The sequence below is a fragment of the Dietzia sp. 111N12-1 genome, assembly GCF_001658045.1.
Lineage (GTDB): Bacteria > Actinomycetota > Actinomycetes > Mycobacteriales > Mycobacteriaceae > Dietzia > Dietzia kunjamensis.
The window spans coordinates 104538-121748 of sequence record NZ_LSSV01000027.1; the positions used below are offsets into that span (position 1 = coordinate 104538).

Annotated in this window: 7 protein-coding genes; 5 read left to right on the forward strand and 2 right to left on the reverse strand. The window is 71.9% G+C overall.

Going from position 1 to position 17211, the window contains the following annotated elements:
- The first annotated feature begins 355 nt into the window (after nucleotides 1-355).
- The 5 genes from AYO52_RS06425 (at nucleotide 356) to AYO52_RS06445 (ending at nucleotide 10539) form a co-directional block, all read left to right on the forward strand.
- Entirely contained in the window at nucleotides 356-1117 is a 762-nt protein-coding gene (locus AYO52_RS06425) for a decaprenylphospho-beta-D-erythro-pentofuranosid-2-ulose 2-reductase (protein ID WP_067714791.1), read from the forward strand.
- A gap of 2 nt (nucleotides 1118-1119) precedes the next feature.
- A complete protein-coding gene (locus AYO52_RS06430; RefSeq protein ID WP_067714794.1) occupies nucleotides 1120-3114 on the forward strand; it encodes an arabinofuranosyltransferase in 1995 nt (664 codons plus the stop codon).
- A 67-nt stretch (nucleotides 3115-3181) separates the two neighbouring features.
- Nucleotides 3182-6559, forward strand: coding sequence for an arabinosyltransferase domain-containing protein (locus tag AYO52_RS06435; protein ID WP_082923833.1), 3378 nt, complete (start codon nucleotides 3182-3184; stop codon nucleotides 6557-6559).
- Between the two features lie 22 nt (nucleotides 6560-6581).
- The gene (locus tag AYO52_RS06440; protein WP_067714797.1) at nucleotides 6582-9947 is read left to right on the forward strand and encodes an arabinosyltransferase domain-containing protein; all 3366 of its coding nucleotides are present in this window, start codon (nucleotides 6582-6584) and stop codon (nucleotides 9945-9947) included.
- Nucleotides 9948-10011: 64 nt separating this feature from the next.
- Complete coding sequence (locus AYO52_RS06445) at nucleotides 10012-10539, forward strand: hypothetical protein (RefSeq protein WP_156523543.1); 528 nt, start codon at nucleotides 10012-10014, stop codon at nucleotides 10537-10539.
- A gap of 27 nt (nucleotides 10540-10566) precedes the next feature.
- Here AYO52_RS06445 and AYO52_RS06450 read toward each other — a convergent pair whose 3' ends face one another.
- On the reverse strand, nucleotides 10567-12120 hold the full coding sequence (locus AYO52_RS06450; RefSeq protein ID WP_067714802.1) for an acyl-CoA carboxylase subunit beta: 1554 nt from the start codon (nucleotides 12118-12120) through the stop codon (nucleotides 10567-10569).
- Nucleotides 12117-17186 (reverse strand): polyketide synthase Pks13, encoded by a 5070-nt coding sequence (pks13, locus tag AYO52_RS06455; protein ID WP_067714805.1) that lies wholly within the window; start codon nucleotides 17184-17186, stop codon nucleotides 12117-12119. The genes AYO52_RS06450 and pks13 overlap by 4 nt, the downstream gene beginning before the upstream one ends.
- Nucleotides 17187-17211 lie beyond the last annotated feature (25 nt).

Here is a 17211-nt window from a genome sequence, read left to right on the forward strand (position 1 = left end):
CACACTGGAGGATGTCCTCGGACCACGAGCGTCTACCGACGCGTCCGAAATGGAGCCCGCCATGATCCTCCGCGCCGCTGTCGCCGCAGTCGCCCTGATCGTGACCACCCCGCCCTCGGCGGTGTGGGAACGGTCCCCGAGCAGACCGGCCCCGTCACCCACCTCGGTACGCCCACGGCCACGCGCACCGCGCCGAGCCGGGCCCGGACGACCTCGATTCATCTGATCCGGGCGGCCGGGGGCCGGCCGGACCGGGCCACCGCGCAGCGGCCCACACCGCCTCGCGCCCGTCCCGATCCACCCGCCACCCGTGAGGGGCGCAGCAGCGTCGGACCCCCTCGGTAGACTCCTGCCCATGATCAATGCCGTCGGCGTCCCCCAGACCCTGCTCCTCCTCGGTGGTACCTCCGAGATCGGCCTGGCCATCTGCGCCGAGTACCTCCAGCAGGGCCCGATGCGCGTGATCCTCGCCTGCCTGCCCGGAGACCCGGGGGTCGACGACGCGCGCGCGGAGATGACCGCCGCCGGTGCGAGCGCGGTGGAGGTGGTCGACTTCGACGCCGCCGCGACCGAGTCCCACCCGGCCGCGTTCGAGCAGATCTTCGCCGGCGGGGACGTGGACGTGGCGATCGTCGCGTTCGGCCTGCTGGGTGAGAACGAGGAACTCTGGTCCGACCAGCGCAAGGCCGTCCAGATCGCCCAGATCAACTACACCGGCGCGGTCTCGGTGGGCGTGTTGCTCGCCGAACGGATGAAGTCGCAGGGTTACGGCCGGATCATCGCCATGAGTTCGGCCGCGGGTCTCCGTGCCCGCCGCTCCAACTTCGTCTACGGCTCCACCAAGGCGGGGCTGGACTCCTTCTACACCGGCCTCGGGTACGCGCTGGCCGAGCACGGGGTGGACGTCCTGGTCATCCGGCCCGGCCAGGTCCGCACGCGCATGTCGGCGCACGTCAAGGAGGCGCCGCTGACCATCAACAAGGACGAGGTCGCCCGCATCGCGGTGAAGAACGCCGGAGCCGGTAAGGGCGCGGTCTTCGCACCTGCCGCGTTCGGCGGGGTCATGGCCGTGCTCACGCACGTCCCCCGCCCCATCTTCCGCAAGCTCCCCTTCTAGGGATGCCGGTGGCGCTCCGGGGGCTCGGCCTGGCCGGCGCGGCGACGCTGCTGGCCGCCGTCGTCACCGCGGTCGTCCTCGCCGGGTTCTCCCTCGTCTCCTTCCCCGCCTACGGCAACTCCAACGTCCTGCGGGCGCTGACGGTCGTCGGTCAGGTCGCCGCCATCGCGCTGGTGGTGCTGGGGATACTGTCCGTACGCGCCGGCGAGCAGCCGGGCGGTCGGTCCGCGCTGGTCCGTCTGGGTAAGCTCGCGGCCCCCACCGGCTCCGCGTTGCTGGTCGCCGCCACACTGGGGATCCCGCTCGCCGCATCGCGGTTGTACCTGCACGGCGTGAGCGTGGACCAGGAGTTCCGCACCCAGTTCCTCGGTCGCTCGGCGACCTCGCTCGGACTGCCCGACATGGCGTACGCCGACCTGCCCTCGTTCTATCCGTCCGGCTGGTTCTGGCTGGGCGGGCGGTTCGCCGACCTCGCCGGCCTCGAGGGCTGGGCGGCGTACAAGCCGTGGTCCATCCTCTCGCTCGCGATCGCCGCCGCGCTGGTCACCGTGCTGTGGACCCGCCTGTTGCGCACCGACCTCGGGGCGGCGGTGGGACTGGCGTCGACCTCGATCATGCTCGCCTACGGCAGCCCCGAGCCCTACGGCGCGATCGTGGCGCTGTTCCTCCCGCCTGTGCTCATCCTCGCGTGGCACGCCGTCAACCCCACGGCGCGGCACGCCGGTCGCGGTGCGGCCCTGACCACCACCCTGTTCCTGGGCGTCTCGGCCAGCATGTACACGCTCTACACGGGTCTGGCGGCGGGCACCGTCGTACTCATGGCGCTGGTCGCGACCGTCACCGCCGTGTTCGCCGGCCGCCGCGCCGACCGTGCGGAGGACCGTGGGACCGACCGCGCCGACGGGGCACATCCCGCCCGTGAACCCCTCCCGCTCTGGCTGCCCTCGGTCCGGCTCGCGGCGATCGGGTTCGGCTCCATCGCGATCGCGCTCATCGTGTGGGCGCCCTATCTGCTCGCCGCCCTGCGCGGAACCCCGGCCGACTCCGGGACGGCGATGCACTACCTGCCCGACGCCGGCGCCCGCCTGCCGCTGCCCATGACCGCCGGCGGCCTCACGGGCTGGGTGTGTCTGGCCGGTCTGGTCTGGATCGTCGCCCGAGCGTGGACCTCGCGCCGCGCTCAGGCGCTGGGCCTGGGCGTGGTGGCCGTCTACCTGTGGTGCCTGGCCTCGATGGCGATCACCGTCCTGGGCACCACCATGCTCGGTTTCCGCCTCGAACCGGTGCTCATCGGTCTGCTCGTGGTGGCGGGCGTCTTCGCGATCACCGATGTCGCCGGCCTCGCCGTGCGCCTCGCCGGGCGCCAGAACGGCACCGACCGGCCCGCTGCGGAGGCGGCCGACCGGCGTCGCCGGGCCACCGCGGTGGTGGGGGTCCTGGCCTCACTGGCCGCACTCGCCCACGCTCAGGGCATCCCCGATCACCTGCACGAGGAGATCCGGCTGGCCTACACCGACACCGACGGTCACGGAGAGCGGGCGGACCGCTACCCGCCCGGGCCCGAGTCCCACTACGCCGAGGTCGACGAGACCATCCGGGAGGCGTTCCCCGGCCGGAGGCGGACCGACCTCGTCGTCGTCAGCACCGCCGATGCCTTCCTCGCCTACCACCCGTACCTGGCCTACCAGGCCGTCACCTCCCACTACGCCAACCCCCTGGGGCGGTACGCCGACCGCAACGAGGCCATGCTCCGGTGGGAGGACGCCACCAGCGGCGCCGAGCTGCACGCCATGATGGACCAGACCCCGTGGCGCGGCCCCGACGCGATCGTCACCCGCCGGTCGGGCGACGGATACGCACTGCGCCTGGCCGAGGACACCTACCCCAACGACCCCAACGTGCGACGGTTCGGCGTCACCATCCCCGCCGAGGCCGTCGAGGGCCCCCACTTCGAGGTCCACGACGTGGGCCCGTTCGCCGTGATCGTGGTGCGGTGATCACGTGGTGACGACGCGGGGAGCGGGTGACGGCCGCGGGTCCGGTGACGACCCGGGAGCAGGGACCGTGCCAGGGGGTGACGACGACGAGGTGCGCGACACCGACCGTGAGCGTCCCCTCGGACTGCACCCCTACCCCGGAATGGACCGCCACCGCCGGTGGGCGATCATCACCGGGTTCCTCGGTGCGTTCCTCGCCGTCCTCGCCGGGATACTGCCCGTCGACCAGGACACCACCCGTGTGCAGTGGACGGCCGGGCCCGACTACGCCCCGGTCACCGCGCCCCTGGTCTCCGGGCGGCCGCTCGACCTGACGATCACCGCCCCCTGCGCGCCGCTGGCACAGGTGCCGGAGAACACGATCGTGTTCTCCACCCTCCCGCAGGACGCCCCCGGGCGGATCTCCGACGGGCTGGTCGTCCAACGCGTCCGGGACGCCGCGGGCGATCCCGTCATCGAGGTCGCGGTCCGCAACATCACGCTGCTGTCCGTGCCGTTGTCGACCCTGCGCGACCCCGCGTGCGAGACGCTGCACGTGCGCGCCGAGACCGGGATCCTCACCGCAGAGTTCACCGGCCTCGAACGGGACCCCGATGACGCCGACGACGCCGTGCGCGCCGCCGTGCCCGGAAGCATGCGGCCGCAGGTCACCGGCGTCTTCACCGACCTCACGGCCGCGACCGCACCCGACGGGCTCGGTGAGTCGACGGTGGAGGTGACCGTCGACTCCCGCTACTCGTCCAGCCCCACGCTGCTCAAGCTGGTGCTGATGGTGATCGGCGTCCTTGCCACCCTCGCGTCCGTGGTGTTCCTGCACCGCCTCGACGGCATCGACGGCCGCTCGGGTCGACGGTTCGTGCCCCGGTCCTGGTCGCGACTGTCCGGGGTCGACGGCGTGGTGATCGGCGTCCTGGGTTTCTGGCACCTCGTGGGCGCCAACACCTCCGACGACGGCTACCTGCTGACCATGGCCCGCTCCGCCGGGCCCAGCGGATACATGGCCAACTACTACCGCTGGCTCGGCTCCCCCGAGTCCCCGGTGGGGTGGTACTACGAGATCCTGCGGGTGTTCGCCGAGGTGTCCACGGCCAGTCCCTGGATGCGCCTGCCCACCCTGGTGTGCGGCATCCTCGCGTGGCTCATCATCAGTCGGGAGGTCGTGCCCCGGTTGGGTCGACTCGCGCGCACCTGGCGCGGCCCGCGCTGGACGGGGGCCGCCCTGTTCCTCGCGTTCTGGATGGCGTTCAACAACGGGCTGCGGCCCGAGCCCGTGATCGCGCTGGGCGCCCTGCTCACCTGGTCGCTGGTGGAGCGGTCCATCGCCACCCGCCGCCTCGTGCCGGGCGTCGCGGCGATCGGTGTGGCCGCGTTCTCCCTCGGTGCCGGCCCGACCGGGCTGATGTGCGTGGCGGCGCTGGCCGCCGGCGCACGCGAGTTCGTCCGCATGGTGCGCCGCCGCGCGCAGGTGGTCGGATGGGCGGCGATCCTCGGACCCGTGCTGGCGGTGGGCCTCGCACTGCTCTACACCGTGTTCGCCGACCAGACCCTGGCCGCGGTCCTCGAGGCCACCCGCATCCGCACCGAGCTCGGTCCGAGTCTGCCCTGGTACGGGGAGAAGGAACGCTGGGAGGCACTGTTCGGGGTCTCCGCCGACGGCGGGGTCGCCCGGCGCTTCCCCGTCCTGCTCATGCTCATGTGCCTCGTGCTCGTCTCGGCCGTGATGCTGCGGCGTGGGCGGATCCCCGGCGCCGCCGCGGGGCCGTCCCGCCGGCTGATCGGCGTGATCGCGGGATCGTTGCTGTTCCTGGTGTTCACGCCCACCAAATGGACCCACCACTTCGGGGTGTTCGCCGGACTGGCCGGAGCCCTGGCGGTGCTGTCCGTGATCGCGCTGCGCTCCTCGACGGTGTCGCTGAGCCGGAACCGCTGGCTGGTGTGGGCGGCGCTGTGCCTCGTCGTCGGACTCTCCACCGCCACCGACAACACCTGGTGGTACGTCTCCGACTACGGCATCCCCTTCTCGGACTCCTTCCCCGCCATCGGCGGGGTGCAGATCCAGTACGTCGCGTTCGTCGGCGGATTCGTGTGTCTGCTCATCGCCGGGCTCATCCACTCCGGGATCCTGCCCGACGACCCCGGCGCCGCCCTCCGCGTCCGCATCAGACAGGCGGTGCCCTTCCTGCGCACGCACGCCGACACCCCCGCGTCGCGACGGCGGGACGGCGGCTCCGGGGACACGGCCCGCCCGCGCCGCCACGCCGGGATCGGCGGCGCCCCGCTGACGGTCGTCGCGTTCTCCGTGGTGATCTTCGAACTGTCCTCCGCGGTCATCGCCGTGTTCGCCCAGACCCCGGCCTACACGGTCGGGCGCGGCAACATGCGCGCCCTGGCCGGCGAACCCTGCGCGCTGGCCGACTCGGTGCTGGTCGAGGAGGACTCCAACGACGGACTGCTCGGCGCCATCGGGGCCGGGCCGGAGATCTCCCTCGGGGCCGGCGTGGTCAACGGCTTCGCCCCCAACGGTCTGCCGGACTCCATCACCGTCGACAGCACCGAGGCCTCCGGCTCCCTGGCGACGTCCGAGACCGGCGAGCGCGACCCCGGCGACGGCGTGGACGCCGGCACCACCGGTGGCCGCGGCGCCGTGACCGTCAACGGCTCCACCGTGGCCCTGCCCTTCGGCCTCGACCCGGACACCACTCCCGTCCTCGGTTCGTACCGGCGCGGGCCGCAGGTCGCCGCCGAACTCACCAGCGCCTGGTACCAACTCCCCGCCCGCAGCCCCAACCGGCCGCTACTCGTCATGGCCGCCGCCGGCCGGATCGGGAGCGGCGACCTACGGATCGAGTACGGACGCCCCGGCCGGGTCGGCCCCGCCGGACCCACCGATTTCGAGGTCATGGGGTCCATGTCCCCCATCGACATCGGGCCGGCCCCCGCCTGGCGCAACCTGCGCATCCCGCTCGAGTCGATCCCCGCCGAGGCCGAGGTCGTCCGCGTGGTCGCCACCGACGGCAACCTCGATCCCGACCAGTGGCTCGCTGTGACCCCACCACGGAACCCGCGCCTGCGCACCCTCGACGAGGTCGTCGGCCACACCGACCCGGTGCTCGTCGACTGGGTGGTGGCACTGGCGTTCCCGTGCCAGCGACCGTTCGTGCACAACGGTGGCGTGGCGGAGATCCCCCGATACCGCATCCTCGCCGACCGGGAATCCTCCTCCGCCGCGAACTGGTGGCAGAGCGCCGGCGGCGGCGGACCCCTGCTGTGGACCACCCAGACGGTCGAGGCGATCACGGTCCCCACCTACCTCGACCACGACTGGTCGAGGGACTGGGGTTCGCTCCAGCGGTTCGAACCTCTGGACCCGCAGGCGAGTCCGGCCGAACTGGTCCGCGGCAGCGAGTTGCGGTGGGGCTGGACCACGCCGGGTCCGATGAAGTGATCGTCGCCTAGAATCGGTCGTCGTGTCAGACTCCTCGCCGGCCCCGTCCCCGGAAACCGCCCCGGCCACCGGCCCGGTGGCCGGCTCGGTCGCCGCCGACTCCCGCGTCAAGCGACTCCGTCTCATCTCGATAGTCAGCGGGCTCCTGGGGACCCTGTGCTTCCTCTCCCTGCCGTTCCTGCCGGTCGAGCAGACGACCTCGACCGTGCAGTGGCCGCAGAACGGGTCCGTCGACTCGGTCACCGCCCCGCTCATGGCGCACTCGCCGCAGCGGTTCACCGCCACCGCACCGTGCACCCTGGTCGCGGATCTCCCGGAGGACGGGGGCATCCTGCTGGCCACCGCGCCCGCCGGCGGCGAGGAGGCCGGCGACCGCGCACTGTTCGTGCGCGCCTCCGCCGAGACGGTCGACGTGATCTCGCGCAACCGGGTGATCGTCTCCGCACCGCGAGACCGCGTGGAGGCCGGCGACTGCACCCGGCTCAGCGTGGTCGCGGCCCCCACCTACGTGGAGGCGGCGTTCGAGGGGATGGACGATCCCGCGGCCACCCGCAGGGTGGACGCCGAGGACCTGCGCCCGATGGTGGTGGGCGTCTACACCGACCTGCCCTCGGACACAGCCGTGCCCGACGGTCTCGGCGCCACCGTGGAGGTCGACTCCCGGTTCACCACCGACCCCACCGCCCTCAAGTGGGCCGCCATCGTGATCGGCCTGCTGGCCACCGCGGTCGCCCTGTGGGCCCTGCACGCACTCGACCAGACCGACGGCCGGCGCGCCCGCCGCTTCCTGCCGCGCGGCTGGTTCAAGATCCGGCCGCCCGACGTCGTCGTGATCGGCACACTCGGCATCTGGCACTTCATCGGCGGCAACACCTCCGACGACGGCTACATCCTCACGATGGCCCGCGCCGCCGACCCGGCCGGGTACATGGCCAACTACTACCGCTGGTACGGGGTCCCCGAGTCGCCCTTCGGCTCCCCCTACTACGACCTGCTCACGCTGTTCGCACAGGTCTCCACCGCCAGCCCGTGGATGCGCCTGCCCGCGCTCGTCGCGGCCATCCTCTGCTGGCTGGTCATCAGCCGCGAGGTCCTGCCACGCCTCGGCCGGGCCGCCCGCACCACCCCGGTGGTGCTCTGGAGCGCCGCCGCCGTGTTCCTCGCGTTCTGGATGGCGTTCAACAACGGCCTGCGGCCCGAGCCCGTCATCGCGCTGGGGGCCCTGCTCACCTGGGTCTCCGTCGAACGGGCGATAGCCACGCGCCGGATGCTCCCGTTCGCGATCGCGGTGATCATCGCCTCGTTCTCACTGGCCACCGGCCCCACCGGCCTCATGGCCGTCGCCGCCCTCATCATGGGGCTGCGGGCGGTCGTCCGCACCGTGGTCGTGCGCGGCCGCCGGATCGGCTCGTACCTCGCCCTGATCGCCCCGGTGCTGGCCTCCGGCACCATGGTGCTCATCGTCGTCTTCGGCGTCCAGAACCTCGCCGCCGTCCTCGAGGCCATCCGCGTCCGCGGCGAGATCGGCCCCAACCTCAACTGGTTCGAGGAATTCGTCCGCTACTACTACCTGATGATCCCCACGGTGGACGGGTCCCTCGCCCGCCGCCTGCCGGTCCTGCTCGTGCTGCTGTGCCTGGCGCTGGTGATCGGCACCATGCTGCGCCGCGGCAAGGTGCCCGGCGCAGCCTCGGGACCGGTCTGGCGCCTGGTCGGCGTGGTCGTGGGCACCGCCTTCTTCATGATGTTCTCGCCCACCAAGTGGACCCACCACTTCGGTGTGTACGCCGGCATCGGCGGGGCGATCGCCGCGTTGGGCGCCCTCGCGATCTCCGCGTCCGCCGTCCGGACGGCCCGCAACCGCACGTTGTTCCTGGGCGTCATCCTCGTGGTGGTCGCGCTCGCCTTTGCGGGCCCCAACGGTTGGTGGTACGTCTCCAGTTACGGCATCCCGTGGTGGGACAAGGCACCCAGCGTCCGCGGCATCGACGCCGCCACTGTGCTGCTCGCCCTGGCCGTGCTCACGTTCGCCTTCGCCGGCTGGCAGCACCTCCGTCGTGACTACATCGGTGAGCACGCGCCCCGCACCTCGGCGGGTCGTCGCCGGGTGCGGACCTTCGCCGCCGCCCCCATCGCGGTGGTCGCGGGACTGCTGGTGGTCTTCTCGTTCGCCTCGTTCGCCAAGGGGATCCACAAGCAGTACCCGGCCTACACCATCGCCGCCGGGAACGTGTCCGCGCTCGCAGGCAACCCTTGCATGCTCGCCGACCGCGTCCTGGTCGAGCCCGACGCGAACGCCGGCATGCTGGACCCGCTCGACGCCACCCCCCTGCCCGACGGGTCGATCGACCCGCGGGACCGGGCCGCCGCCCTCGAGGCCGGGGAGAACACCGCGTTCACCCCGGACGGTGTCGCCCCGGACCTGTCGGCCGACGCGGTGGTGGCCGACCCCGGCGCCGCCAACACCACCTCCGAGCCCGGCGGCGGCCCGTCGGTCAGCACCGGGGAGAGCGCCGGCACGGCCGGCGGCCGCGGGGCGGAGGGCGTGAACGAGTCCACGGTGGCCCTGCCGTTCGGGCTCGACCCCGCCACGACCCCGGTGCTCGGGTCGTTCTTCGTGGGCCCGCAGCGGGAGGCGAGCCTGGAGACCGGCTGGTACCGCCTGCCCGAGAACCGCGAGTCCCACCCGCTCCTGGTGATCTCGGCGGCCGGCCGGATCGGCCGCTACGACGCCGACGGGCTCTACGAGTACGGCCAGGAGGTCGTGGTCGAGTTCGGCCGGTCCGGCGACGCCGGGGTCGACACGGTGGGCGAGCCGGTGGTGCCGTTCGACATCGGTCCCGCGCCGACGTGGCGCAACCTGCGGGTGGACATGCAGGACGCCCCCGCCGACGCCGATGTCATGCGGGTCCGGGTCGACGACAACGACCTCACCCCCGAACAGTGGACCGCCATCACCCCGCCGCGCGCACCCGAGCTCGTGACGGTCCAGGAGATGGTCGGGTCGGAGTCGCCCGTCCTGCTCGACTGGGCGGTGAGCCTGCAGTTCCCGTGCCAGCGGCCGTTCGAGCACTACGCGGGTGTGGCGGAGTTGCCGGAGTTCCGGATCCTGCCCGACCGTCCGCTCGCCGTGAGCGCCACCAGTACGTGGATGTCCTACGAGGCCGGTGGGCCGCTCGGGTGGATCGAGACCGCCCAGCGTGCCCGGACGATCCCGTCGTACCTGCGCCACGACTGGAACCGTGACTGGGGTTCGATCGAGGCGTACACGCCGCTGGGCACCTATCAGGAGGACCCGCCGGCGCCCGCGGAGGTGACCACCGGGACCGAGACCCGTTGGGGCTGGTGGCAGCCCGAGGGGCCGATCCTGGTGACCGACCCGGAGTAGGCCGCACCGCGGTACCGGGAGAATGTGGTGTGCCGACACGCCCACCGTGGGTACCGTGTCGGCTATGAGCATCTCAATGACCCGGTACGCCGCTTCGGCCGCGATGGCCCTCGCCCTCGGGGTGTCGACCGCATGCTCGTCCGACGACCCGGAACCGGATTCGACCAACCGCGGCGGAGGAGAAACGGACGGTCAGACCTCGGTCGAGAACGTCTTCATCGCACCCGCCTACGCGATCGACTGTTCGCTGCAGGTGGACGCACCCGCTCAGCTGAGCTTCACCGCGGTCAACGACAGCTCCACCGAGGCGGAGACTCTCTCGGAGATCACCAGCCCCGCCGCGGAGCGGGTCGAGATCGACGCCCCCGCGGGTGCCCTCGAAATCGCCCCCGAGTCGTCGATCGCCGCCGGTCAACCGGTGGAGAACGTCGAGGACGCCGACGCACCCGACCGGCCGTTCAGGTCCTTCATGTTCGGTCTCGACGACAGCGCCGAGCCGGGGAAGTCGATCCCGGTCACCTTCACCTTCGAGCGGGCGGGGGACATCACCCTCCAGGTGGCCGTCGACGCCTGTCCGAACCAGTCCGAGTAGCCGCCCAGTCGACCCCGCCCGCGGCGGTCACATGGGCGCGATGGGGTGCTTACGCGGCGGCTCGTTGCTGATCTTGTCCCGCAGCTGGTTCAGCGCACCGCGCAGCACCAGGCGGGTCTGCGACGGCTCGATCACGGCGTCGATGTACCCGCGCTCGGCGGCGGTGTACGGGGTCGCGATGAACTCGTTGTACATGTCGACGAGCTGCTTGCGGAGCTTGGGACCCTCCTCGGGGCCCGCCTCCTCGATCTGCCGACGCTGCAGCAGGTCGACCGCGCCCTCGGCACCCATCACCGCGATGCGCGCGGTGGGCCAGGCGAAGTTGAGGTCGCCACCCAGGTTCTTGGACCCCATCACGGCGTACGCGCCGCCGTAGGCCTTGCGCACCACGAAGGTCACCTTGGGCACCGAGGTCGCGGCCACGGCGTATCCCATCTTGGCGCCGCGGTGGATGATGCCGAGTTTCTCCTGCTGGACGCCCGGGAGATAGCCGGGGGTGTCCACCACGTAGACCAGCGGGATCGAGTAGGCGTCACACAGCATCATGTGCCGCGTCGCCTTCTCCGAGGCGTCGATGTCCAGCGAACCGGACAGGTGAAGCGGCTGGTTGGCGATGACGCCGACGGACTCACCGTCGACACGGGCGAATCCCGTGATGATGTTGGACGCGAACTGGCCGGAGGTCTCCACGAACTCGCCGTCGTCGAACATCCGCAGCAGCACATCGTGCATGTCGTACGCGGCGTTGTCCGAGTCCGGGATGATCGTGTCGAGGTGCAGATCCGACTCGGTGCGCACCGGCTCGAGCCCCGGGTTGATCCGGGGAGCCTTCTCCGCCGCCGAGGACGGCAGAAAGCTCAGCAGGTTGCGCACGTACATGAACGCGTCGTTCTCGCTCACGGCCACGTGGTTGACGTTGCCGTTCTTGGCCTGCTGCAGGGCCGAACCGAGATCCTCCATGGAGATCTCCTCGCCCGTGACCTGCTTTATGACGTCCGGGCCGGTGACGAACATGTACGCCTGGTCCTGGACAGCCACGACGAAGTCGGTGGTGACGGGAGCGTAGACGGCGCCGCCGGCGCACTTGCCCAGCATGATCGAGATCTGGGGGACGTAGCCCGACGCCGGGTACTGGCGCTTGGAGATCTCGGAGTAGTAGGCCAGCGAGGTCACGGCGTCCTGGACACGGGCACCACCGGAGTCGTTGATGCCGATGATGGGGCACCCGATCTTGATCGCGAAGTCCATGATCGCGCAGACCTTCTTGCCGAAGCCCTCCCCTACCGACCCGCCGAACACCGTGTTGTCGTGCGCGTACACGGCCACCGGGCGACCGTCGATGGTGCCGCGGCCGGTGACCACGCCGTCACCGAACGGGTTGTCCGGGCTACCGGGAGCCTTGGCCAGCTGGCCCATCTCCACGAAACTGCCCGCGTCGAGCAGTAGTGCGATCCGCTCCCGCGGCGGGGTGTGCCCCGCGGCGTCGCGGCGGGCCTTCGCCCGCTCGCTGCCCGGGTCCTTGGCCTGCTCGGTCTTGACCCGCAGTTCCGCGAGCTTCTCCGCGGTGGTCTTCGCCGTCACGCGTCTGTCCCCTTCCGTACACCCGCGTCGAGCTCGGTGAGCCGGCGCGCCAGATGCTTACCGACGGTACCGACCACCGGTTCGTCGACCATCGCGAGGTGGTCCCCGTCGAGCTGGACGACCTCCAGGTCGCCGACGATGCGGGCCCAGCCGCCGTCCGGGTCGATGTGTGCGTAGCGGGGCTCGAGCTCGATCGCCCCGTCGTGCATCCGCTCCGCGCGGTACAGCACGAACGGCACCTCGGCGCCGACACCGGCCCAGGTGGACAGGTCCGCGCTCTGCAGGATCCGGTTGTCGACGAAGCTGGCCCGCTGGTGTTCGATGACACCGCCGCCCATGGCGTTGGCCTCGGCACCCAGCGCCCCGAGCAGCATATCCAACACGCCGTCCTCACCGTGCTCGGCCAGGAAGTCCCGCGGGACCTCCACGTCCAACCCGTAGGTGCGCTTGGCGAACTCCGAGTACCGACGCCACCGGGCCTCGGCCTCGTCGAGGGTGTCGGGGATCGGCTCCGACGGCTGCACGGTGTCCAGCAGGACCACCAGCGCGACCTCGTCGCCAGCGGCCCGCAGTTGCCGGGCCACCTCCACGGCCAGCGCGCCGCCGAAGGACCAGCCCCCCACGGCGAGCGGACGGCCGGCCGCGATCTCGCGGATGCGGTCCAGGTAGCTCGCGGCCCGCTCCTCCAGCGGCCCCTCGACGCGCTCGACGCCGTACACCGGGGTGTCCGCGCCGAGTCGGTCGACCAGCGGCTCGTACACGAACGACGACCCGCCGGCGGCGTGGAACAGGAACAGCGGGGTGCCCTCGGCCGACCCCTCGGCCAGCACGCGGATGTTGCCCTCCACCGCGACCTCGGTGAACGGACGGAGCAGATCCGCGACTTCGGCGATCGTCGTGGCACCGGCGACCTGTGCGGCGGTGATGTCGCCACCCGAGCGGGCGGAGAGCCGCTCGGCGAGAGCGACCCGGGTCGGCTCGTCGACCGGGGGCAGCGGCCCCGTCACGCCGGGTGCCGCGGCGCCGGTGACCACGGCCCAGGCGCCGAACGCCATGCGCTCGGTGTCGTCGCGGGGCGCGATGGCGACCGCGGCGTCATCGCCGCCGGAGCCCTCCTCGGACGCCGGCGCGTCGCCGCGCAGTGCGGCCACGTCGACGGCGCCCTCACCGCGGGCCTGCTGGGCCGCCAGGTCGCCGACCTGATCCGGGTTCTCGACGGCGAACCGCACCATGTCCGCGACATCGTCGAGCGACGCGTCGCGCATCGCCTGCAACTCGAGCGGCGGGATGGCGAACTCGTGCTCGACACGGTTCTTGATCCGCACCGCCATGAGCGAATCCAGGCCGAGATCGAGCAGCGGTAGCTCCCTCGGCAGGTCGTCGGGGCTGTATCCCATCGAGGAGCCGATGATCCGGGCCAGGCGGTCACCGATCGCTTCGCCGGAGTCGGGGTTCCAGCGGGTGTCGACCTCGTCGTCGTCGTCCTCGTCGTCGACCACCGGCGCGTCGGACTCACTCGACACGTAGTGCTGCTCGGGCGCGGAGTCCGGGGCGATGGGGGCGCCGCCGGTCACGGCGCACTCGGCGACCAACACGAACGCCGCGGTGGCGTCGCCGGCGCGGGCGTGGACCTGCACCGACGCGCCACCCGGGTGCGGGGTCATGGTGGTGGTCACGGAACCGGCGGCCGGCAGCACGCCGGGCCGGTTCACGGCGGTGAGGGTCGCACCCTCGAGCACCGACGCCGCGGCGGCGGTCATCAGCGCGTCGACGCTGGGCACCACCTCGGCACGGACCTGCCACGCGTGTCGACCGTCGGGCAGCGCGACGTGCGAGCCCGGCATCCGGCCCTCGCTCGACCCGCCCCCGGCGGTGACCTTGGGCCACAGGGTGCGGCGCTTCCACGCGGTCCCCGGCACCGGCGCGTACCGGCCGGGGCCCGTGACGTAGCCGTGGATCATCTCCACGACGCTGGGCACGTCGATGGTGTGACCGTGCACGTACAGCTGCGCGACGGCGTGCAGGAGCGTGTCGGCCTCGGACTCCTTGCGCTTGAGCGTGTGGAGGAGGTTCGGCTCCATGAGCCCCGCGTCGAAGCAGGTCGCGGCCACCGACATCGCCGCCACCGGGTTGGGCGCGAGCTCGAGGAACGTGACGTACCCGGCCTCGACGGCCTTGCGCACGGCGTGGGTGAACCACACGGAGTGCCGCATGCCCTTGACCCAGTACTCCTCCGCGTGGACCGGCTCGTGACCGGCGCGGTAGAAGGTCTCGCGATCGACCGAGGAGAACAGGCCGGAGGTGAGCTCGCGCGGCTCGAGACCCGCGATCTCCGCGGCCAGCTCGCCCAGGAGCATGTCGACGTCCGAGGTGTGCCCGGCGCCGCGGACCTGCAGCTGACGGGCGAACTTGCCCTGCTCCTCGACCCACGCGACGAAGTCGGCGACGGGCTTGGCACGGCCGCCGACCGTGGTGTGGGTGGGCGCGGCGTAGACGGCGGGCTCGATGGAGGCGAACTGCGGGTTGTCGGCGATGATCTGCGCGATCTCCTCGGCCGAGTACTCGACCAGCGCCATCGCGCCGGCCTCCTCCTCCGAGACCTGCCCCTCGGCGTCGCCCATGAGACGCGAGCGCACGCAGATCACGCGGACGGCGTCCTCGAGGCCGAGGCCTCCGGTCGCGTACGCGGCGGCCACCTCGCCCATCGAATGCCCGATCACGGCCTCGGGCTTGGCTCCGAGCGCGCGCAGGGTGTCGACCAGCGCCACCTGGATGGCGAAGATCCCGACCTGGGAGTTCTCCAGCTCGTACGTCTGGGAGTCATCGAGGATCAACTCCGCGATCCGGTAGCCGGCCTCGAAGTCGATGAGCTCGTCCACCGCGTCCAGGCACGAGGCGAACAGCGGGTTGGACAGGTACAGCTCCTTGGCCATCTTGCGGTGCTGGGACCCGAAGCCGGAGAACACCCACACGTCACCGGTGCCGGCGGGGGCGTCGGCGCTGAACACGCCCGGCCCGGGGTCGCCGGCCGCCAGCGCGCGCAGGCCCGCCACGAGCTCGTCGCGGGTGTGGCCCACGACGGCGCCGCGGGAGCGACCGTGGTTGCGGGTGGCGAGGGTGCGGGCGACGGCGCCCAGGTCGACCGAGTCGTCCTGCGCCTCGAGCCAGTCCGCGATCTGACCGGCCGTGGACTTGCGGCGCGACGGCAGGGAACCGGAGACGACGAGCACGGTCGCGGGGGCGCCGGGGACGGAGGTGCCGGTGGTGGCCAGCTCGTCGGCGTTGCGCTCCACGGCCTCGGCCACGCAGCGTGCGATGTCGTCCGCGGCGGCCGGGGTCGCGGCGGCCGGGGCCTCGGGGGCCTGGGCTTCGGCGGCAGGGGCGTCAGGGGTGGCGACCTCGGCGGCCCGGGCGTCGGAGACGGAGTCCTCGTCGACCGTGGTCCCCTCCGACGCGCGGACCGGCGCCGGCTGGTACTCGGCCACCACGACGTGCGCGTTGGTGCCACCGAACCCGAACCCGGAGATGCCGGCCAGGGCGCGCCCGCTGTAGCGCGGCCACCCGGTGGTCTCCGTGACCACGCTCAGTCGCGCGGCGTCGAAGTCGATGTACGGGTTGGGGCCCGCGAAGTTGATCGTCGGCGGCAGGGCGTCGTTGGTCATCCCGAGGATGATCTTGGCGAGGCCGGCGGCCCCGGCGGCGGACTCCATGTGGCCGAAGTTGGTCTTGGCCGAGCCGAGCAGCGTGGGGCGGTCGGCCTCGCGGCCGCGGCCGAGCACCTGGCCCAGTGCGGTGGCCTCGATGGGGTCCCCGAGGATGGTGCCGGTGCCGTGCGCCTCGATGTAGTCGACCTCGCGCGGGTCGACGCCCGCGTCGGCGTAGGCCTGGCGCAGGACGGCGACCTGGGCGTCGGGGTTGGGTGCGGTCATACCGTTGGAGCGACCGTCCGAGTTCACGGCGGACCCCTTGATGACGGCGAGGATGTCGTTGCCGTCCCGTTCGGCCTCCGACAGGCGCTTCAGGATGAACACTCCCCCGCCCTCCGACCGGCAGATGCCGTTGGCATCGGACGAGAACGCCTTGATCCGCCCGTCGGGGCTGAGCGCTGCACCGGTCTTGGCGAAGCCCATGGTCGCGGCGGGCGCGAGCATCATGTTGACACCGCCGGCGACGACCAGGTCCGATTCGTGCAGTCGCAGCGAGTTGACGGCCTCGTGGATCGCCACCAGGGACGTCGAGCAGGCGGTGTCCAGCGTCATGGACGGGCCGCGGAAGTCGAACGTGTACGAGACCCGGTTCGAGATGATCGAGTTGGAGGCGCCGGTGACCGCGTACGGGGAGGCCGCAGCGGAGTCCGAGGTGAGGAACACCTGGTAGTCGCTGGAGGACGATCCCATGAAGACGCCGACCTCGTGGCCCTTGAGGTCACTGGCCGGCAGGTGGGCGTTCTCCAGGGCCTCCCAGGTGAGCTCGAGTGCAAGCCGCTGCTGCGGGTCGACCATCTCGGCCTCGCGGGGGCTCATGCCGAAGAACTCGGCGTCGAAGTCGCGGACCTCGGCGTCGTCGAGCCAGCCGCCACGATCGGGCGCCTCGGACAGCACCTGCTGGACGTAGGCGTCGCCGGACCACTCGGACCAGCGGGTCGCCGGGCGGGGGGTGGTGGCGTCCCGACCGGAGGCGAGTAGCTCCCAGGTCGCCTCCGGGGTGTCGGCGCCGCCGGGGAAGCGGGTGGCGAACCCGATCACGGCCACGTCGAACTCCATGCCCGCGCCGCGGTCACGGAACGTGTGGAAATCGGTGGGCGCCTCGGATTCGACCGGTCCGTTGACGACGTACTCGGCCAGCGAGGCGATGGTGGGGTGCTGGTAGGCGACGGTCGCGTCGAGTGGTCGACCGACGAGGTCCTCGAGGTCCGCGGACAGAGACACCGCGTCGCGGGACGACAGGCCGTATTCCTCCAGCGAGCGGTCGTCGGTGACCTTGGAGATGTCGAGCCCGGTGGCCCGGCAGACCCAGCCCCGCATCCATTCGCGGAGCTCTACTACCGTCATCTCGCTCTGTGCCATCGTCCTGGCTCGCCTTTCCTCGGGT